Source organism: Caulobacter sp. GW821-FHT12A07 (assembly GCF_058807655.1).
The window spans coordinates 1-16,440 of the sequence record NZ_JBXAQX010000008.1 but is presented as its reverse complement, the minus strand read 5'-3'; the positions used below and the strand labels follow the sequence as shown (position 1 = coordinate 16,440).

Here is a 16,440-nt window from a genome sequence, read left to right as displayed (position 1 = left end):
TTCTACTGCGCGGCCTGCGAAATGGTCCTCACCCTGAGCTCGTCGAAGGATGAGGGCCACGTGCGCAAGAAAAAGGCGGCGACCCGCAAAGGATCGCCGCCTTCGTCTTTTCCGAACACCCGGAAGTCAGGCGAAGCGCCAGGCTTCCTCGGCGGCGCGCTTGAGGGCGCGGGACTTGTGCAGGGTCTCGTCGTACTCGGCGTCGGCGTCGCTGTCGGCCACCACCCCGCCGCCGGCCTGGACGTACATCATGCCGTCCTTGACCAGGGCCGTGCGCAGCACGATGCAGGTGTCCACCGAGCCGTCGGCGCCGATGTAGCCCACAGCGCCGGCGTAGCCGATGCCGCGCTTTTCGACTTCCAGCTCGTCGATGATCTCCATCGCCCGCACCTTGGGCGCGCCCGACAGCGTGCCGGCGGGCAGGGCGGCCATCAGCACGTCCACCGGATCGACGTTCTCGGGCGCATTGCCCTCGACGTTCGAGACGATGTGCATCACGTGGCTGTAGCGCTCGATCGTGAAGCTGTCGGTGACGCGCACGTTGGCGTGCTTGCCCTTGGAGCTGCTGTTGCTGCCAGCCTGGCCGAGCATGGCCACGCGGCCCACGTCGTTGCGGCCCAGGTCCAGCAGCATCAGGTGCTCGGACCGCTCCTTGGGATCGGCCAGCAGTTCCTTCTCCAGCGCCAGGTCCTCTTCCGGCGTGGCGCCGCGCGGACGGGTGCCGGCGATCGGGCGGATGGTGATCTTGCCGTCGCGCAGGCGGACCAGGATCTCGGGGCTGGAACCCACCAGGTTGAAGCCGTCCAGGTCCAGGAAGAACAGGAACGGCGACGGGTTGGTCCGGCGCAGCGAGCGGTAGAGGGCGAAGGCGTCCAGGCCGAAGGGGGCCCGGAAGCGGTGGCTGGGCACCACCTGGAAGATGTCGCCGGCCCGGATGTACTCCTTGGCCTTCTCGACCACCTCGCGATAGTCCTCGCGGCTGACCGGGGTAGTGAACTCCATCGGGCCCTGCGGCACGCGCGGAGCGTCGTGGGCCAGCGGACGGCGCAGGTCGACCATCACCGTCTCGATGCGCTCGCGGGCCGCCGCATAGGCGTCCTTGGCCGACACGCCGGGCGTCGGACGCGCCGTCGTGGTCAGCACGATCTCTTGGGCGATGGCGTCGAACACGGCCACGATCGAGGGCCGGGTCATGATGCCATCGGGCAGGCCCAGGCTGTCGGGATTGATGTCCGGCAGTTTCTCGACCAGGCGCACGGTGTCGTAGCCCAGCGCGCCGAAGATCCCCGCCGCCATCGGCGGCAGGCCGGCCGGCAGCTCCATCTTCGACTGGGCGATCAGGTCGCGCAGGCTGTCCAGCGCGCCGCCTTCCAGCGGCGTGAAGCGGCCGGCGGCGATGTCGCCGTCGCGGGCGATCTCGGCCTGGTCGCCGCGGCAGCGCCACACCACGTCCGGCTTCATGGCCACGATCGAATAGCGGCCGCGCCAGGCGCCGCCCTCGACGCTTTCGAACAGGAAGGCGTAGGGCCGGCCGTGGCCGATCTTCAGATAGGCCGAGACCGGGGTCTCCAGGTCGTCGATCAGTCGCGTCCAGACCAGCTGCGGGAGGCCGGCGTCGTAGCCGGCCGCGAAGGCGTCGTAGCCCGGCTCGAGGCTCATTGAGCCGCGCCCGGCTTCGTGGCCGTGTCCTTGCCGCTCTTGGCCAGGGCGTCGGTGTCGACGCCGAGGGCCTGGCGAGCCAGGGTCAGGTTGGTCTTCGGCTTCAGCTTGGCCATGGCGGCCACGCGGCTGGCCTGACCGACGTCGCGCATGTAGGCCATGCTGGTCTGCGGACGCAGGGTCTCGGTGGCGCGGGCGATCTCGGCGGCGTCGCCGGTGTGCACGCCCTCGATGCGGCCGACCACATAGGTCAGCTGCGGCGCGTTCGGCGCGGCCGGGGCGCGGGCGGTGAACACCTCGCCCGGCTTGGCGTTGAAGGCGCCGATCAGCAGGTCGCGGCCGAGAGCCTGGTACTGGCGGGCGTTCTCGCGCGACAGGCCGGCCACCTTCTGCACCTTCGAGCCGGCGGCGGCGGCGACGCTGTCCAGCGACTCGCCCTTGCGGACGCGCGCGGCCAGCTCGTCGGCCTTGGCCTTCAGGCGCTTGGACAGCTCCTGCAGCATCCACTGATTGGCCAGCGGACCCTTGATCTCGGCCAGCGGGGGCAGGGCGGCGGGGATCACCTTCTCGACGCGGACGGCGAAGTACTCGCCCTTCTCGGCCTCGATCAGGTCGCTCTCGCCGCCGTTCGGCAGGGCGAAGGCGGTCTTCAGCACGTCCGGCGTCAGGCCGGCGAAGGGCTGGCCGGCCAGGTCCGTGCCCTGGGCCGTGATCGGGGGGCTGGTGACCACCAGGGCGGCGGCCTTGCCGGCGGCGTCGACGACGTTGGCGCCGGCGTCGCGGGCGTCCTGATAGGTCTGGGTCTGCTCATAGGCCTTGGCCTGGGCGTTCTGGACGCGCAGGTCGGCCTCGATCTTCGGACGGGCGGCTTCCAGCGAAGCGGCCTTGGCCGGGGTGATCTTGGTCAGCTTGATCACCGACTGGCCCAGCTCGCCGGCGATCGGCGGGCTGACCTGGCCCTCGGCCAGCGAGAAGGCGGCGTCGGCGACCTTGCGGTCGGGCAGGGCGGTCTTGGGCTTGTCGGCGATGACCACCGGGGTCTTGCCATAGGCCTTGGCGACGGCGGCCGGATCCTCGCCCTTGCGCAGGCGCTCGGCGATGGCGGCGGCGGCCTTGGCGTCCGGGGCGACGATCTGGATCAGCGAGCGGGTTTCCGGCGCGGCCAGGGTGTCCTTGCGGAAGTCGAAGGTCTTCTGAACCTCGGCCGGGTCGACGCTCACGGTCGGCTCCAGGGCCTTGGCGCTGAAGCGCACGATCGCCAGCTGGCGCGTCTCGGGACGCGTCAGGGCGGCGGCGTTTTCCTTCATGAAGGCCTGCAGCTGGGCGTCGGTCGGCGCGGCCGGCTGGGGCACGCTGGCCGGGTTGATCGCGAAGGCGGCCAGGTCGCGGCTTTCCAGGCCGTAGACGGCCTGCAGGGCCGAATAGATGCGCGGGGTGCGCAGGCCGTTGGCGACGCTGGCGTAGAACTGCGACTGGGCGATGTCGTCGCGCAGCGAGGCCTCGAAGCGGGTCGGGGTCAGGTTGTTCTCGGCCAGCAGGCGCTGATAGGCGTCCTTGTCGAACTGGCCGGTGATCGGGTTGAACGGGCGCTGGCCGGCCGGCAGCTCGCTCATCTGCTTGTGCAGGGTGGTGGCGATCAGCGTCTCGGACGGGCGCACGCCCATCTTGGCGATCAGCTCGGCCATCGATTCCTGCAGCGCCAGTTCCTGGACCATCTGGCGGTCCACGCCGCGCGCGACGGCCTCGTCGGGGGTCAGGCTCTGGCCCTGGCTCTCGAGTTGGCGGCGATAGGTGTCGAAGCGGCTCTTGAAGTCCTCGGGCGTGACCTTGCGCGCGCCGACATCGACCACGTCGGCGGCGGGCGAGCGCTTGAAGACGTCGCTGATGCCGAAGACGGCGAAGCTGACGATCAGCAGGCCGAACAGGACGACCGCGAAGGGCGATTTAGCGAGGGAGCGAAAACCGGCGAGCATGACGTTGGAACTACCTTCTGAGTTTCGCCCGATGTCGTTCGCACGGACGGCCGCCACGGCGACGCACTCGATGCGAGCAAGCGGGTATAGTAGAGGCCAAGGCGAGTGAGCAAGCCGAAGCGGACTTGACTTCCGAAGGGACCACGTCCCCAAAGCCACTCTCATGACCGTTTCTCTGACGACGCCCCGGCCGTTGATCGCCGGAAATTGGAAGATGTTCGGCCTCGAGGCCTCGTTGGACGAGGCCAGGGCCGTGGCCGCGGCGGTCGCCGAGGCCCCTCCGGCCGCCCGTGTCGCCATCTGTCCGCCCGCCACCTTGCTGCACCGCATGGCCGAAACGCTTTCGGGCGAAACGGTGATCGTCGGCGGCCAGGACTGCCATCCGGCCCCGCAGGGCGCCTACACCGGCGATGTCTCGGCCGCGATGCTGGTCGACGCCGGCGCCCGGCTGGTGATTCTCGGCCACTCCGAGCGGCGCGGCGGCTACGGAGAAACCTGTGAACTGGTCTCGGCCAAGGTCGAGGCCGCCCTGGCGGTCGGCCTGGAGCCGATCATCTGCTGCGGCGAGACCCTAGCCCAGCGCGAGGCTGGCGACGCCGAGTCGATCGTCACCGGCCAGATTCGCAACTCGCTGCCGGCCGGTCTGGCGGGCCAGGCCTTCGCCGTCGCCTACGAGCCCGTCTGGGCCATCGGCACGGGCCTGACCCCGACCCCGGCCGACATCACCGCCATCCACAAGGCCATCCGCGCCATCCTCGTCGAGCGCTTCGGCGACCAGGGCGCAAGCGTGCCGATCCTCTATGGCGGCTCGGTGAAGCCCGACAACGCCGCCGAGATCCTGGCCACCGAGGAAGTCGGCGGCGCCCTGGTCGGCGGCGCCTCGCTGAAGGCCGCGGACTTCCTGGCGATCATCCGGGCGGCCTAGGCTTCTGCTTGCGATAAAGGGGGGGCTGGGCTCTGCGCATCCCCCTCCCGTAAAGTCCCCGCGAAAGCGCGGCCGCCTGATCCCTCTCCCCTTGCGGGAGAGGGTGGCCTCCCGGAGGGAGGTCGGGTGAGGGGTCTCTCAAACCTCAAAGCCGCGTGCAGCGGTCAGGCCGGGCGCGGCGTCTCCCATCTGAGAGACCCCCCATCCGACGCCTGTCGGCGCCACCTTCTCCCGCAAGGGGAGAAGGACCCTACAGCTCCAACCCGTACAGCCTTCCGTCCCGGCGCTCGCCGTCGCGATCCACCTGGCCCTTCAGATAGGCCGCGCCCTTGAAGCCCAGGCGTTCCAGCAGCTTCTCGGCGCGGGCGTCGCCGACCTGGGTGCGGGCGACCACGTGCTTGAGGTCGCTGGCGGCGGCGTGGGCGAGGAGGGCGCTGACCGCCTCCTGGGCGTAGCCGTTGCCCCAGGCCTCGCGGGCCACGATGAAGCGCAGTTCGGCCCGGTGGCGGCGCTCGTCGATCTCGACGAACTCGCAGGCGCCGACGAAGGCGCCGGTCGCGGTCAGGCGGATGGTCCAGTAGAGCGCGGTCCCGGCCTGCATGTCCTCGACCTGGCCGACCACGCAGGCGGCGACCTCGTCGGGATCCTCCAGCGGCGCCCGGTCCCAGTGCGCCATCAGTTCCGGATCGCTGAGGAACGGATAGATCAGCGGGGCGTCTTCGGCGACCAGGGGCTTCAGGGTGAGGCGTTCGGTCTCGAGAATCATGCGCGCCCTAAAACTGGATTGGGGAACTTGAGTTGGCAGGCCGTCGCCCCACCTATGGCGTGCGCGCGCCGGTAGTGGTAGAGGGGCCGCTTCGTTTTTCGCAGCCGGTCCTCTGACTGCACTGAATCGAGAACTGTTTCGTCATGCTCATCGCCATCCTGCTGGCCATCAACATCATCGTCTGCATCGCGCTGATCGGCTTCGTGCTGCTCCAGCGTTCGGAAGGCGGCGCGCTCGGTATGGGCGGCGGTGGGGCGGGCAGCTTCATGACCGCCCGCGGGGCCGGCGACTTCATGACCCGGATGACCTGGATCCTGTTCTCGGTGTTTCTGGTCATCAGCCTGGTGCTGACCATTCTGACGGGTCGCATCGGCAGCGCTGATTCGGTCGTCGATAAGCTGAAGATCGACAATCTCGACACCAAGACCCTGAACGCGCCCGCGACCCCGGCCGCTCCCGCCACGACCGCGCCGGCGCCGATCCAGGCTCCGACCCCGCAGCTCGGCGCTCCGGCGCCTGCGGCTCCGGTCACGACTGCTCCGGCTCCGGCTCAGACCCCCGCCCAATAAGGGCGGGGCTCAGGCTCGGAAGCGAAACTTGTTTATGAACGTCGGTCTTTTCGCCGCGATCGCCGAATCGCGGGTAATCTGAGCGCCCATGACGCGGTACATTTTCATCACCGGCGGCGTGGTTTCCTCCCTTGGAAAAGGCCTCGCCTCCGCAGCGCTCGGCGCTCTCCTGCAGGCTCGCGGCTACACCGTCCGCCTGCGCAAGCTCGACCCCTATCTGAACGTCGATCCGGGCACCATGAGCCCGTATCAGCACGGCGAGGTGTTCGTCACCGACGACGGGGCCGAGACCGACCTGGATCTGGGGCACTACGAGCGCTTCACCGGCGTGTCGGCCAAGAAGGCCGACAACATCACGACCGGCCAGATCTACAAGACGATCATCGAGAAGGAGCGCCGCGGCGACTATCTGGGCGCGACCGTCCAGGTGATTCCGCACGTCACCAACGAGATCAAGGACTTCGTCCTCTCGCCCGCCATGGACGAGACCGGCCAGAAGGCCGTCGACTTCGTGCTCGTCGAGATCGGCGGCACGGTCGGCGACATCGAGGGCCTGCCGTTCTTCGAGGCCATCCGCCAACTGCGCCAGGACCTGCCGCGCGGCCAGAGCTGCTACGTCCACCTCACCCTGCTGCCGTTCATCAAGACGGCCGGCGAGATGAAGACCAAGCCGACCCAGCACTCGGTCAAGGAACTGCGCTCCATCGGCATCCAGCCGGACATCCTGCTCTGCCGCTGCGAGCAGGACATCCCGGTCGAGGAAAAGCGCAAGATCGCCCAGTTCTGCAACGTGCGCCCCAGCGCCGTGATCCAGGCCATGGACAGCGCCTCGATCTACGCGGTGCCGATCGACTATCACAAGGAAGGCCTCGACGCCGAAGTGCTCGACGTCTTCGGCATGCACGACGCCCCCAAGCCCGACCTGTCGCGCTGGGAAGCCATCGACCACACCGTCCAGCATCCGGACGGCGAGGTGACCATCGCCGTCGTCGGCAAGTACACCGTGCTGAAGGACGCCTATAAGTCCCTCATCGAGGCCCTGCACCACGGCGGTCTGGCCAACAAGGTCAAGGTCAACCTCGACTGGGTCGAGAGCGAGACCTTCGAGGGCGACGAGAACGCGGCCGCGGCCCGTCTCGAGAACGCCCACGCCATCATGGTGCCCGGCGGCTTCGGCGAGCGCGGCGCGGAAGGCAAGATCCGGGCGGCCCAGTTCGCCCGCGAGCGCAAGGTGCCGTACTTCGGCATCTGCTTCGGCATGCAGATGGCCGTCATCGAGACCCTGCGCAACGTCGCGGGCATCACCGACGCCTCATCCAGCGAGTTCGGTCCCACCGAGCGCCCGGTCGTCGGTCTGATGACCGAGTGGATCAAGGGCAACGAGATGGTCTCGCGCAAGGCCGGCGACGACCTGGGCGGCACCATGCGCCTGGGCGCCTACGACGCCGTCCTGCAGCAGGGCTCCAAGGTCGCCGAGATCTATGGCGAGACCGACATCGTCGAGCGCCATCGTCACCGCTACGAGGTCAACATCGGCTACAGCCACAAGATGGAGGAGGCGGGTCTCAAGCTCACCGGCCGTTCTCCGGACGGCGTGCTGCCCGAGATCGTCGAGCGCGACGACCATCCGTGGTTCATCGGCGTTCAGTTCCACCCGGAACTGAAGAGCCGTCCGTTCGCCCCGCACCCCCTGTTCGCCAGCTTCATCGCGGCGGCCAAGGAGCACGGTCGACTGGTCTGAGCCCCTCGGGCTCCAGCCATTGGCTTGGGAAAGGCGAGGGGGTAGCATCACCTCATGAGCCTTTCCCTGTCGCCCGAGTTGGAAACGCTGATCCGCGAGAAGGTCGCCGAGCGCGGCTATCGTGACGCCAACGAGCTGGTCGCCGACGCGATCAGCCTGCTGGACGAGCGCTCCGGCGGTCTTTCCGAAGACGTCCAGCGGGCGCTCGACGCCGGCGAGGCCGACATCCGCGACGGCCGCTTCACCGAACTGAAGACGGCCGAAGAGGTCGAAGCCTTCTTCAAGGCCCTGTGAAGCCGGTCATCGTCTCGGCCCTGGCGCGGTCGGATCTCGAATCGGTCCGAAGCGCGAGCGGCGCCGATTGGAGCCCGGAGCGCCATCGACGCTATCTCGACGACCTCATGCGGCGGGTGCTGGCCATCGGCAGGAACCCCGAGCGTCACCCGCTGGTCGGCGCGTCGCGGCCGGGCATGAGGCGGGTGAAATCGGGGCGTCACATCGTCTTCTATCGCGACGAGCCAGGACGCGTCGTGATCGTCAGAATTCTCGATGAACGCAGCGATTACGGACCTCGGCTCTAACCCTGTTGCGTTGAAAGCGACATTCAGGCATAAGCGCGCCCTCACGCGGCGACCTGGGCTTTCCCGAGTCGCCGCTTCCGATTTTCACGCTCAGCGAGCAGAGTCACTTCGATGGCCGTTCCCAAAAGAAAAACTTCGCCTTCTCGCCGGAACATGCGCCGGTCGCACCACGCCCTGGGCGCTAACTCGTTCATCGAGGACAAGGACACCGGCGAGCTGCGTCGTCCGCACCACGTCGATCTGAAGACCGGCCTGTACAACGGCAAGCAGATTCTGACCCCGAAGGAAGACTAAGGTCTTTCTCGGACGCGCCCGCCAGACCGGCGAGCGCTCCAGGATTTAGCGTCTGACGCTTCGAAAGCGCCGCCCAGCTCGCCTGGGCGGCGCTTTTCGTCGTGGGGCGCCCCAAGCGGTGCTATCATGGCTTCCGGACCGCCACTGGGACGGTCCCAACAAGCCAGGAGCGCGGTCAGCGCCAAAGGCGCGGCTCGACTTCGGGCGAACTGGGAGGTTCGCCATGTTCACGCGTCGCACCCTTGCGTGCGGCCTCGGCGCATCGTTCGCCGCCGCGCCCTCGTTCGTCCACGCCTTCTCCCCCGGCCAGGCGCCGCAGGCCGTTTCGCTGGCTTCTCCGACCGTCGTCCCGCCCCCGGCGACGCCCGCCTTGCCGCTCTACGTCATCGACACCGGCATCGACGAATCGGAACGGATGACCGTCGAGACCCAGATCAACGGCCAGGGCCAGTACCGCTTCGTGGTCGATTCCGGCGCCGACCGCTCGGTCATCTCCGAAACGCTCGCCGCCCGCCTGGACCTGCCGCGTGGTCGCGACGTCATCGTCCACGGCATCGGCGGTTCGGCGATCACCCCGACGGCCCGCATCGCCCACCTGTCCACCGGCGACGCGCGCCTGGCCGATGTCGAACTGCCGGTGCTGGCGGCCGAGCGGGTCGGCGGAGACGGCCTGCTGGGGATCGACATCCTGCAGGACCGCTCGGTGGTCATGGACTTCAAGCGAAAGCGTCTGGAGGTCCGTCACAGCACGCCGGAATATCGGTTCTCCAGACGGAACCAGGAGGTGCAGATCGAGGCCGACCAGCGCTTCGGGCGGCTCACCGTGGTCAACTGCCGGGTCAACAACATTCGAACGCTGGCCTTCATCGATTCCGGCGCCGGCTCGTCGATCGGCAACATGGCCCTGTCCCGAGCGATCCAGGCTAGGCAGCGGCGCGGCGCCGATCCGGCCCTAGCCGTGCGCCTGCTGGGCGTGGCGGGCGGCGAGACGATCGGCGAGTACCGCGTCCTGCGGTCGATGAACATGGGCGACCTGCGGATGACCAACCTGGCCGTGGTCTTCGCCGAGCTGCACATCTTCGATCACTGGAAGATCAACGAGAAGCCGGCGCTCCTGCTGGGGGTGGACGTCCTGAAGCTGTTCGCCCGGGTCGAGCTCGACTTCGGCGCGGAGCAACTGCTGTTCCGCCTCGGTTCGGGCGGACCGCCGGTCCTGCGGGCGTGACGACAAAGCGCTGACGCAACGGAACTTCGATCCTGCCGAACGCCGGTCTTGGTTGCGGCGAAGCGGCGTCGCGGCTAAGGGGAAGCGCCTTTTCTTTCGGGAGCTCCCATGACCGAGATCGTCGACATCATCGCCCGCGAAATCCTCGATAGCCGCGGCAATCCGACGGTCGAGGTCGACGTCGTCCTCGAGGACGGCGCCTTCGGTCGCGCCGCGGTGCCGTCGGGCGCCTCGACCGGCGCCCACGAAGCCGTCGAAAAGCGTGACGGCGACAAGTCGCGCTACCTCGGCAAGGGCGTCCGCCAGGCCGTGGAAACCGTCAACGGCGAGATCTTCGACGCCCTGTCGGGCGTTGACGCCGAAGACCAGCGCCGCATCGACAGCCTCCTGATCGGCCTGGACGGCACGCCGAACAAGGCCCGCCTGGGCGCCAACGCCATCCTCGGCGTCTCGCTCGCCGTGGCCAAGGCCGCCGCCGAGTCGGCCGGCCTGCCGCTGCACCGCTACATCGGCGGCGTGAACGCCCGCGTCCTGCCGACCCCGATGATGAACATCATCAACGGCGGCGCCCACGCCGACAATCCGATCGACATCCAGGAATTCATGATCCTGCCCACCGGCGCGGCCAGCTTCTCCGAAGCCCTGCGCATGGGCGCCGAGATCTTCCACGGCCTGAAGAAGGCTCTGAAGGACGCCGGCCACAACACCAACGTCGGCGACGAAGGCGGCTTCGCCCCGAACCTCGCCTCGGCCGAAGCCGCGCTCGACTTCATCGTCAAGGCCGGTGAAGCCGCGGGCTACAAGGCCGGCGACGACTTCCTGCTGGGCCTCGACGTCGCCTCGACCGAGTTCTTCAAGAACGGCAAGTACGAGCTGGAAGGCGAGGGCAAGTCGCTCGACCCGTCGCAGATGGTCGACTACCTGGCCGACCTCGTTTCCAAGTTCCCGATCGCCTCGATCGAGGACGGCATGGCCGAAGACGATTTCGCCGGCTGGAAGCTGCTGACCGACACCCTGGGCAAGAAGGTCCAGTTGGTCGGCGACGACCTGTTCGTGACCAACCCCAAGCGCCTGCAGATCGGCCTCGACCAGGGCCTGGCCAACTCGATCCTGGTCAAGGTCAACCAGATCGGCACGCTGTCGGAAACCATCGACGCCGTCGATCTGGCTCACCGCCATGGCTATACCAGCGTCATGAGCCACCGCTCGGGCGAGACCGAGGACAGCACCATCGCCGACCTGGCCGTGGCCCTGAACTGCGGTCAGATCAAGACCGGCTCGCTGGCCCGTTCGGACCGGCTGGCCAAGTACAACCAGCTGCTGCGCATCGAGCAGCAGCTGGAAGACCAAGGCGTCTACGCCGGTCGCGCCGCCCTCAAGGGCCGCTGATCGGGCGGACCGCGGTCCAACTGAACGAGAAGAGCGCGCCGGGTCAGCCCGGCGCGCTTTTTCGTTTCTACAGGCCTCTCTACAGGCTTCAGCCGGGCAGGCGGCCCAGCCAGGCCAGGAACAGCCCGCCCCAGGCGGTCTCCGGCGCCGGCGGGCGCGAGCGCAGGGCGAAGCCGTGGCCGCCGGTCGGGAAGACGTGCAGCTCGGCGGCCCCGCCCCGGGCGACGATGTCGCGAGCGGCGTCCCGGCTGTTGTCCGCCGAGACCTTGGGATCGTCCTCGGCGTGGAACAGGAAGGCCCTCGTGGGGCCGTCGAAGCCGTGGAAGGGCGTCGCTTGCGGCGGGGCCTTGGGCCGGGTCAGCCACGGATAGCCCAGGCCGATGAAGTCGGGCAGGGAAGGGGCCGCGTCCAGGCCATCGACCGGCGGATGGAGGGCGGCGGCTCCGCGCGAGGCCAGGGCCGCGGCCAGGGTCCCGCCGGCCGAGAAGCCCAGCGCGCCGACCATGGGAGCGCTGGTCCGGCTTCTCAGCAGCCGCAGCGCGCGCTGGGCGTCCTGCAACGGGGCGTCGAAGCGGGCCGCCCACGGATCCTTCGGCAGCCGATAGACCAGTACGCCGGCGTAAACGCCGTTGGCGGCCAGCCAGCGGGCGACCTCGTGCCCCTCCTTGTCGGCCACCACCTTGCTGAACCCGCCGCCGGGAATGACCAGCACCGCCGCCTTCGGCTTGGCGGTCCTGGCCGGCGGATAGAGCGTCAGCGTCGGGCGCGTGACGCCCTCGATGCTGTAGTCGACGCGGCCATCAGGCCAGTTGTAGGCCACGCGCCGTTCTTCGCCCGTCACGCGCTCTCCACCCGGCGCGGAGCCGGGCCACAGGGGCAGGACTTCCGGGGCGGTCTCGGCTCTGGCCGCGCTTGCCGCGCCGAAGGCCAGCGCGTCGCCGGCCGCCATCAGCCGGCGGCGATTCCAGTCGCGGTCCATCAAGGCGTCTCCAACCATGGGATAGGGCGAGCGTCTCAACCCTCGATCAGCTGCGCCCGGGCCTTCACATCGGCCAGGGTGACGTCCTTCTTCATGACCATGTAGCCGGTCACCGCGTGCCAGGCGTCCTCGCCCAGGCCGTCGGTCTCCGCGCCGGTCGCCGCGCCGCTGACGCGGTCGGTGGTCGGCATCACCGGACGGCCGGGCAGGGCGATCTCGCCCAGCACCAGGTCCTTGGCGTCGCCCGTCCTGCCGCGCCAGCCGCAGGTCTCGAACCGCACCAGGCGTTCGGGCGCGAAGGCCTGGGTCAGCAGCATCAGCTTCATCGTGCCGGTGGCGGCGACTTCGGCCTGCTGCATGGCTCGTGTTTCCTGGCGAGCCACCGATCGGCCATAGGTCACCCAGCGGTCCTCGCCCTCCCACAGGGTCTTGAAGATCGAGGCGTTCATCGGGATCAACAGCCCGCCGCCGAAGTCGAGCCTGGGCGGGTCGCCCTTGATCATGTTGGGTCCGCCCTTGCGGCCCTTCACGACGCCGTCGTCGCTGCGCTGTCGGGCCGCCGCCGGCAGCGCCAGGGCGGTGATGGCGAGGCCCGCCAGAGCGTGTCTGCGAAGCATGTCGTTTCTTCCCCCTCAAGACGCATTGCCGACGCTGATTTCACACGCGGCGCGCGCGGCGCATCAATCTTAAGTGGCAAGTCAGAAGCGTCACAGCGGCGATTCTGAGGCGAGGGCGCCCTCAAAACAGGCGTGACCGGTGTTCGATCAAAAAAGACCGACCACATTTTTTCTAAAAGCTCGGCCGCCTTTAGAAAAACAGAGGTTTTAACCGTTCTCGCGGCTGCGAACGAAATGCCGCGATGCGGTATCTCGATGCCCCTGAAACGGTCTCATTTGAAAGTATTTTGAGCCTGCTCGCGAGCTATTTGCAAGCCCCTTGCAGGGTTGGGGATTTAGACCGTGTTAAGCACGTTCTGGCAGCCTGAACCTCCCTGTCCGGGATTCGCCGATGTTCGCTCGACTGCAACCCTACCTGCCGACCGCGGCGCTCCTTCTCCTGATCACGTACTTCGTCTTTCACGCTCTGACGGGCGAGAGAGGCCTGCTTTCCTCGTCTCAACGCAACGCGGACTTGGCCGCCAAGACGATGGAACTTAAGAAGATCCGCGCTGAGAGGATGGACCTGGAGGCTCGGGCTCGTCTATTACGCAGCGGCAGCCTGTCGGCCGATCTCCTGGAGGAACGCGCGCGTTCCCTCCTTGGATACGCCGATCCCAAGGACTACGTGATCCGCACCAAGCGCTGAGCTGGGTCGGTTCACACCGGTCCGAGGCTGTCTTGTAGACCACACTTCAGGTTGCGGCCTGGAGGGCGGTCTCGGCGTCAACATGAGCGCTATCCTGCGCCGGAAAGCCGCACAGCGGCGGCGACGGAAGCCTCTGAGATGAAGGCCGTTATGGTGATTGGCCAGGGAGAGTTTAATGGCGCGAACGCGCAAGGGTGAAGCCTCGACGGAGAAGGGCGCCGACACCGGTGTCAACGCCTTCGTCGGCAAGGAAGAGCTTCTCAAATTCTATCAGGACATGCTGCTGATCCGCCGCTTTGAAGAGCGCGCCGGCCAGCTGTACGGCATGGGCCTGATCGGCGGGTTCTGCCACCTCTACATCGGTCAGGAAGCCATCGCGGTCGGCATGCAGTCGATCCAGCACAAGGGCGACCAGATCATCACGGGCTACCGTGACCACGGCCATATGCTGGCCGCCGGCATGGACCCCAAGGAAGTCATGGCCGAGCTGACCGGTCGCGCTGGCGGTTCGTCGCGCGGCAAGGGCGGCTCGATGCACATGTTCGACATCGAGACCGGCTTCTACGGCGGCCACGGCATCGTCGGCGCCCAGGTGGCGCTCGGCACCGGCCTGGCGCTGGCCAACCACTACAAGAACAACGGCAACGTCTCCTACGCCTACTTCGGCGACGGCGCGGCCAACCAGGGCCAGGTCTACGAGAGCTTCAACATGGCCCAGCTGTGGAAGCTGCCGGTCGTGTACGTGATCGAGAACAACCAGTACGCCATGGGCACCAGCGTCGAGCGTTCGGCGTCGGAAACCGCCTTCCACAAGCGCGGCGTCTCGTTCCGGATTCCGGGCGAGGAAGTCGACGGCATGGACGTGGTGGCCGTGCGTGAAGCCGGCGCCCGCGCCAGCGAGCACGCCCGCAGCGGCCAGGGTCCCTACATCCTCGAGATGAAGACCTACCGCTATCGCGGCCACTCGATGTCCGACCCGGCCAAGTACCGCACCAAGGAAGAGGTCGACGAGGTCAAGACGACCCGCGATCCGATCGACCACATCAAGGAACGCCTGGCCGCGGCCGGCGTCACCGAGGACGATCTGAAGACCGTCGACGGCGAAGTGAAGCGCATCGTGGCCGAAGCGGCCGAGTTCGCCCGCACCAGCCCCGAGCCGGATCCCTCCGAACTCTACACCGACGTATACCTGGAGGCCGCCGAGTGACGGACATCCTGATGCCCGCGCTTTCCCCCACCATGGAGGAAGGCACCCTGGCCAAATGGCTCGTCAAGGAAGGCGACACCATCAAGGCCGGCGACGTGATCGCCGAAATCGAGACCGACAAGGCGACGATGGAAGTCGAAGCCGTCGACGAGGGCGTGATCGAGGCCATCCTCGTTCCCGCCGGCTCGGAGAACGTCAAGGTCAACACCCTGATCGCCAAGCTGGCCGGTGAAGACGGCGCCTCGGCGTCGGCCGCTCCCGCCGCCGCCCCGGTCGTCGCCGAAGCCGGCCCGGTGGCCTCGACGGCTCCGGCCCCGATCGCCGCCGCTTCGAACTTCGCGGACCCGGAACTGCCGGAAGGCACGCCGACCAAGAAGATCACCGTGCGCGACGCCCTGCGCGACGCCATGGCCGAAGAGATGCGCCGCGACGACCGCGTGTTCCTGATGGGCGAGGAAGTCGCCCAGTACCAGGGCGCCTACAAGGTCAGCCGCGAGCTCCTGCAGGAGTTCGGCGACAAGCGCGTCATCGACACCCCGATCACCGAGCACGGCTTCGCCGGCATGGGCGTCGGCGCGGCGATGGCGGGTCTGAAGCCCATCGTCGAGTTCATGACCTGGAACTTCGCCATGCAGGCGATCGACCACATCATCAACTCGGCGGCCAAGACGCTGTACATGTCGGGCGGCCAGATCAAGTCGTCGATCGTGTTCCGTGGTCCGAACGGCGCGGCCTCGCGCGTCGGTGCCCAGCACAGCCAGGACTACGCGGCCTGGTACGGCAACATCCCGGGCCTGAAGGTCATCGCGCCGTACGACGCGGCCGACGCCAAGGGCCTGCTGAAAGCCGCCATCCGCGACCCGAACCCGATCGTCTTCCTCGAACACGAGATGATGTACGGGCACGAGTTCGACATCCCGGACGTCGAGGACTATGTCGTGCCGATCGGCAAGGCCAAGGTCCGCCGTCAGGGCACGGACGTGACCCTGGTCGCCTACAGCCGCATGGTGGGCTTCGCCCTGCAGGCCGCTGAAGCGCTGGCCGCCGAAGGCATCTCGGCCGAGGTCGTCGACCTGCGGACGATCCGCCCGATGGACCACGCCACGGTCCTGGAAAGCGTCAAGAAGACCAACCGCCTGGTCACGGTCGAGGAAGGCTGGGGCCCGATGGGCGTCGGCGCCGAGATCGTCGCCCGCATCACGGAGTTCGGCTTCGACTACCTGGACGCCCCGCCGCTGCGGGTCCACCAGGAAGACGTGCCGCTGCCCTATGCGGCCAACCTGGAAGCCCTGTCGCTGCCGTCGGTCGACAAGATCGTCAAGGCGGCCAAGACGGTCTGCTACCGCTGAGACCGGCGCGGCCCCCGCTCCTGACGGGCGGGGGCCGCATCGTCTCGGTCAACGAATTCATCCCGCCCCAGGGCGGGGTATCGAGGACGACGGCCCGGCACACCATCGGGGCCGACATCGTTCCGAACGCTTGAGGAAAGAGCTCAAATGTCGATCGACATCCTGATGCCCGCCCTGTCGCCCACCATGGAAGAGGGCACCCTCGCCAAGTGGCACGTCAAGGTCGGCGACACCGTCAAGGCCGGCGACGTCATCGCCGAGATCGAGACCGACAAGGCGACCATGGAAGTCGAAGCCGTCGATGAGGGCGTGATCGAAGCCATCCTGGTCGACGCCGGGACCGAGAACGTCAAGGTCAACGCGCTGATCGCCAAGCTGGCGGGCGAGGGCGAGAGCCCCGCGCCGGCTCCGACCGCCGCGCCCGCCGCCGCTGTCGCCGAGGCCCCGAAGGCCGCCGCTGCCGCGGCTCCCGCCGCCG

General features: G+C 68.0%; 17 protein-coding genes. 12 read left to right on the top strand and 5 right to left on the bottom strand.

The genetic code is table 11. The features are described 5' to 3' along the window. Nucleotides 1-126 precede the first annotated feature (126 nt). Nucleotides 127-1,659: an anthranilate synthase component I gene (trpE, locus tag AC1RRS_RS16790; protein ID WP_492856105.1), complete on the bottom strand. Its 1,533-nt coding sequence runs from the start codon at nucleotides 1,657-1,659 to the stop codon at nucleotides 127-129. Beyond that, complete coding sequence (locus AC1RRS_RS16785; protein ID WP_492856104.1) at nucleotides 1,656-3,632, bottom strand: peptidylprolyl isomerase; 1,977 nt, start codon at nucleotides 3,630-3,632, stop codon at nucleotides 1,656-1,658. The genes trpE and AC1RRS_RS16785 overlap by 4 nt, the downstream gene beginning before the upstream one ends. 163 nt (nucleotides 3,633-3,795) lie before the next feature. Between AC1RRS_RS16785 and tpiA the strand changes: the two genes are divergently transcribed. After that, the gene (tpiA, locus tag AC1RRS_RS16780; RefSeq protein ID WP_492856103.1) at nucleotides 3,796-4,557 is read left to right on the top strand and encodes a triose-phosphate isomerase; all 762 of its coding nucleotides are present in this window, start codon (nucleotides 3,796-3,798) and stop codon (nucleotides 4,555-4,557) included. 250 nt (nucleotides 4,558-4,807) lie between these two features. Here the strand turns inward: tpiA and AC1RRS_RS16775 are convergent, their stop codons facing one another. Continuing rightward, nucleotides 4,808-5,323, bottom strand: a complete 516-nt coding sequence (locus AC1RRS_RS16775; protein WP_487289425.1) for a GNAT family N-acetyltransferase — start codon at nucleotides 5,321-5,323, stop codon at nucleotides 4,808-4,810. A gap of 143 nt (nucleotides 5,324-5,466) precedes the next feature. Here AC1RRS_RS16775 and secG point away from each other — a divergent pair, with 143 nt between their 5' ends. The 7 genes from secG (at nucleotide 5,467) to eno (ending at nucleotide 11,122) form a co-directional block, all read left to right on the top strand. Continuing rightward, entirely contained in the window at nucleotides 5,467-5,892 is a 426-nt protein-coding gene (gene secG / locus AC1RRS_RS16770; RefSeq protein WP_487289424.1) for a preprotein translocase subunit SecG, read from the top strand. A gap of 88 nt (nucleotides 5,893-5,980) precedes the next feature. Continuing rightward, complete coding sequence (pyrG, locus tag AC1RRS_RS16765) at nucleotides 5,981-7,633, top strand: CTP synthase (protein WP_110122085.1); 1,653 nt, start codon at nucleotides 5,981-5,983, stop codon at nucleotides 7,631-7,633. 54 nt (nucleotides 7,634-7,687) lie between these two features. Further along, complete coding sequence (locus tag AC1RRS_RS16760; protein ID WP_492856102.1) at nucleotides 7,688-7,927, top strand: hypothetical protein; 240 nt, start codon at nucleotides 7,688-7,690, stop codon at nucleotides 7,925-7,927. Continuing rightward, nucleotides 7,924-8,214 carry a type II toxin-antitoxin system RelE/ParE family toxin gene (locus AC1RRS_RS16755; RefSeq protein WP_492856101.1) on the top strand — a complete coding sequence of 97 codons (291 nt, stop codon included), beginning with the start codon at nucleotides 7,924-7,926 and terminating at the stop codon, nucleotides 8,212-8,214. The genes AC1RRS_RS16760 and AC1RRS_RS16755 overlap by 4 nt, the downstream gene beginning before the upstream one ends. Before the next feature lie 111 nt (nucleotides 8,215-8,325). Beyond that, nucleotides 8,326-8,508 (top strand): 50S ribosomal protein L32, encoded by a 183-nt coding sequence (gene rpmF / locus AC1RRS_RS16750; RefSeq protein ID WP_110122084.1) that lies wholly within the window; start codon nucleotides 8,326-8,328, stop codon nucleotides 8,506-8,508. 223 nt (nucleotides 8,509-8,731) lie between these two features. Further along, a complete protein-coding gene (locus AC1RRS_RS16745) occupies nucleotides 8,732-9,733 on the top strand; it encodes a retroviral-like aspartic protease family protein (protein ID WP_492856100.1) in 1,002 nt (333 codons plus the stop codon). Between the two features lie 108 nt (nucleotides 9,734-9,841). Beyond that, nucleotides 9,842-11,122 (top strand): phosphopyruvate hydratase, encoded by a 1,281-nt coding sequence (eno, locus tag AC1RRS_RS16740; protein WP_492856099.1) that lies wholly within the window; start codon nucleotides 9,842-9,844, stop codon nucleotides 11,120-11,122. Between the two features lie 88 nt (nucleotides 11,123-11,210). Here eno and AC1RRS_RS16735 read toward each other — a convergent pair whose 3' ends face one another. Both AC1RRS_RS16735 and AC1RRS_RS16730 read right to left on the bottom strand, forming a co-directional pair. Next, on the bottom strand, nucleotides 11,211-12,101 hold the full coding sequence (locus AC1RRS_RS16735; RefSeq protein ID WP_492856098.1) for an alpha/beta hydrolase: 891 nt from the start codon (nucleotides 12,099-12,101) through the stop codon (nucleotides 11,211-11,213). A 35-nt stretch (nucleotides 12,102-12,136) separates the two neighbouring features. Continuing rightward, entirely contained in the window at nucleotides 12,137-12,718 is a 582-nt protein-coding gene (locus AC1RRS_RS16730) for a hypothetical protein (RefSeq protein ID WP_492856097.1), read from the bottom strand. A gap of 391 nt (nucleotides 12,719-13,109) precedes the next feature. Here AC1RRS_RS16730 and AC1RRS_RS16725 point away from each other — a divergent pair, with 391 nt between their 5' ends. The 4 genes from AC1RRS_RS16725 to AC1RRS_RS16710 form a co-directional block, all read left to right on the top strand. Next, complete coding sequence (locus tag AC1RRS_RS16725) at nucleotides 13,110-13,406, top strand: FtsB family cell division protein (protein ID WP_058348879.1); 297 nt, start codon at nucleotides 13,110-13,112, stop codon at nucleotides 13,404-13,406. 175 nt (nucleotides 13,407-13,581) lie between these two features. Further along, complete coding sequence (gene pdhA / locus AC1RRS_RS16720) at nucleotides 13,582-14,613, top strand: pyruvate dehydrogenase (acetyl-transferring) E1 component subunit alpha (RefSeq protein ID WP_492856096.1); 1,032 nt, start codon at nucleotides 13,582-13,584, stop codon at nucleotides 14,611-14,613. Then, a complete protein-coding gene (locus AC1RRS_RS16715; protein ID WP_492856095.1) occupies nucleotides 14,610-15,962 on the top strand; it encodes a pyruvate dehydrogenase complex E1 component subunit beta in 1,353 nt (450 codons plus the stop codon). Before pdhA ends, AC1RRS_RS16715 begins: the two co-directional genes overlap by 4 nt. A 147-nt stretch (nucleotides 15,963-16,109) precedes the next feature. Continuing rightward, nucleotides 16,110-16,440, top strand: a 331-nt coding sequence (locus tag AC1RRS_RS16710; RefSeq protein ID WP_492856094.1) for a biotin/lipoyl-containing protein, incomplete at its 3' end; no start/stop codon positions are given.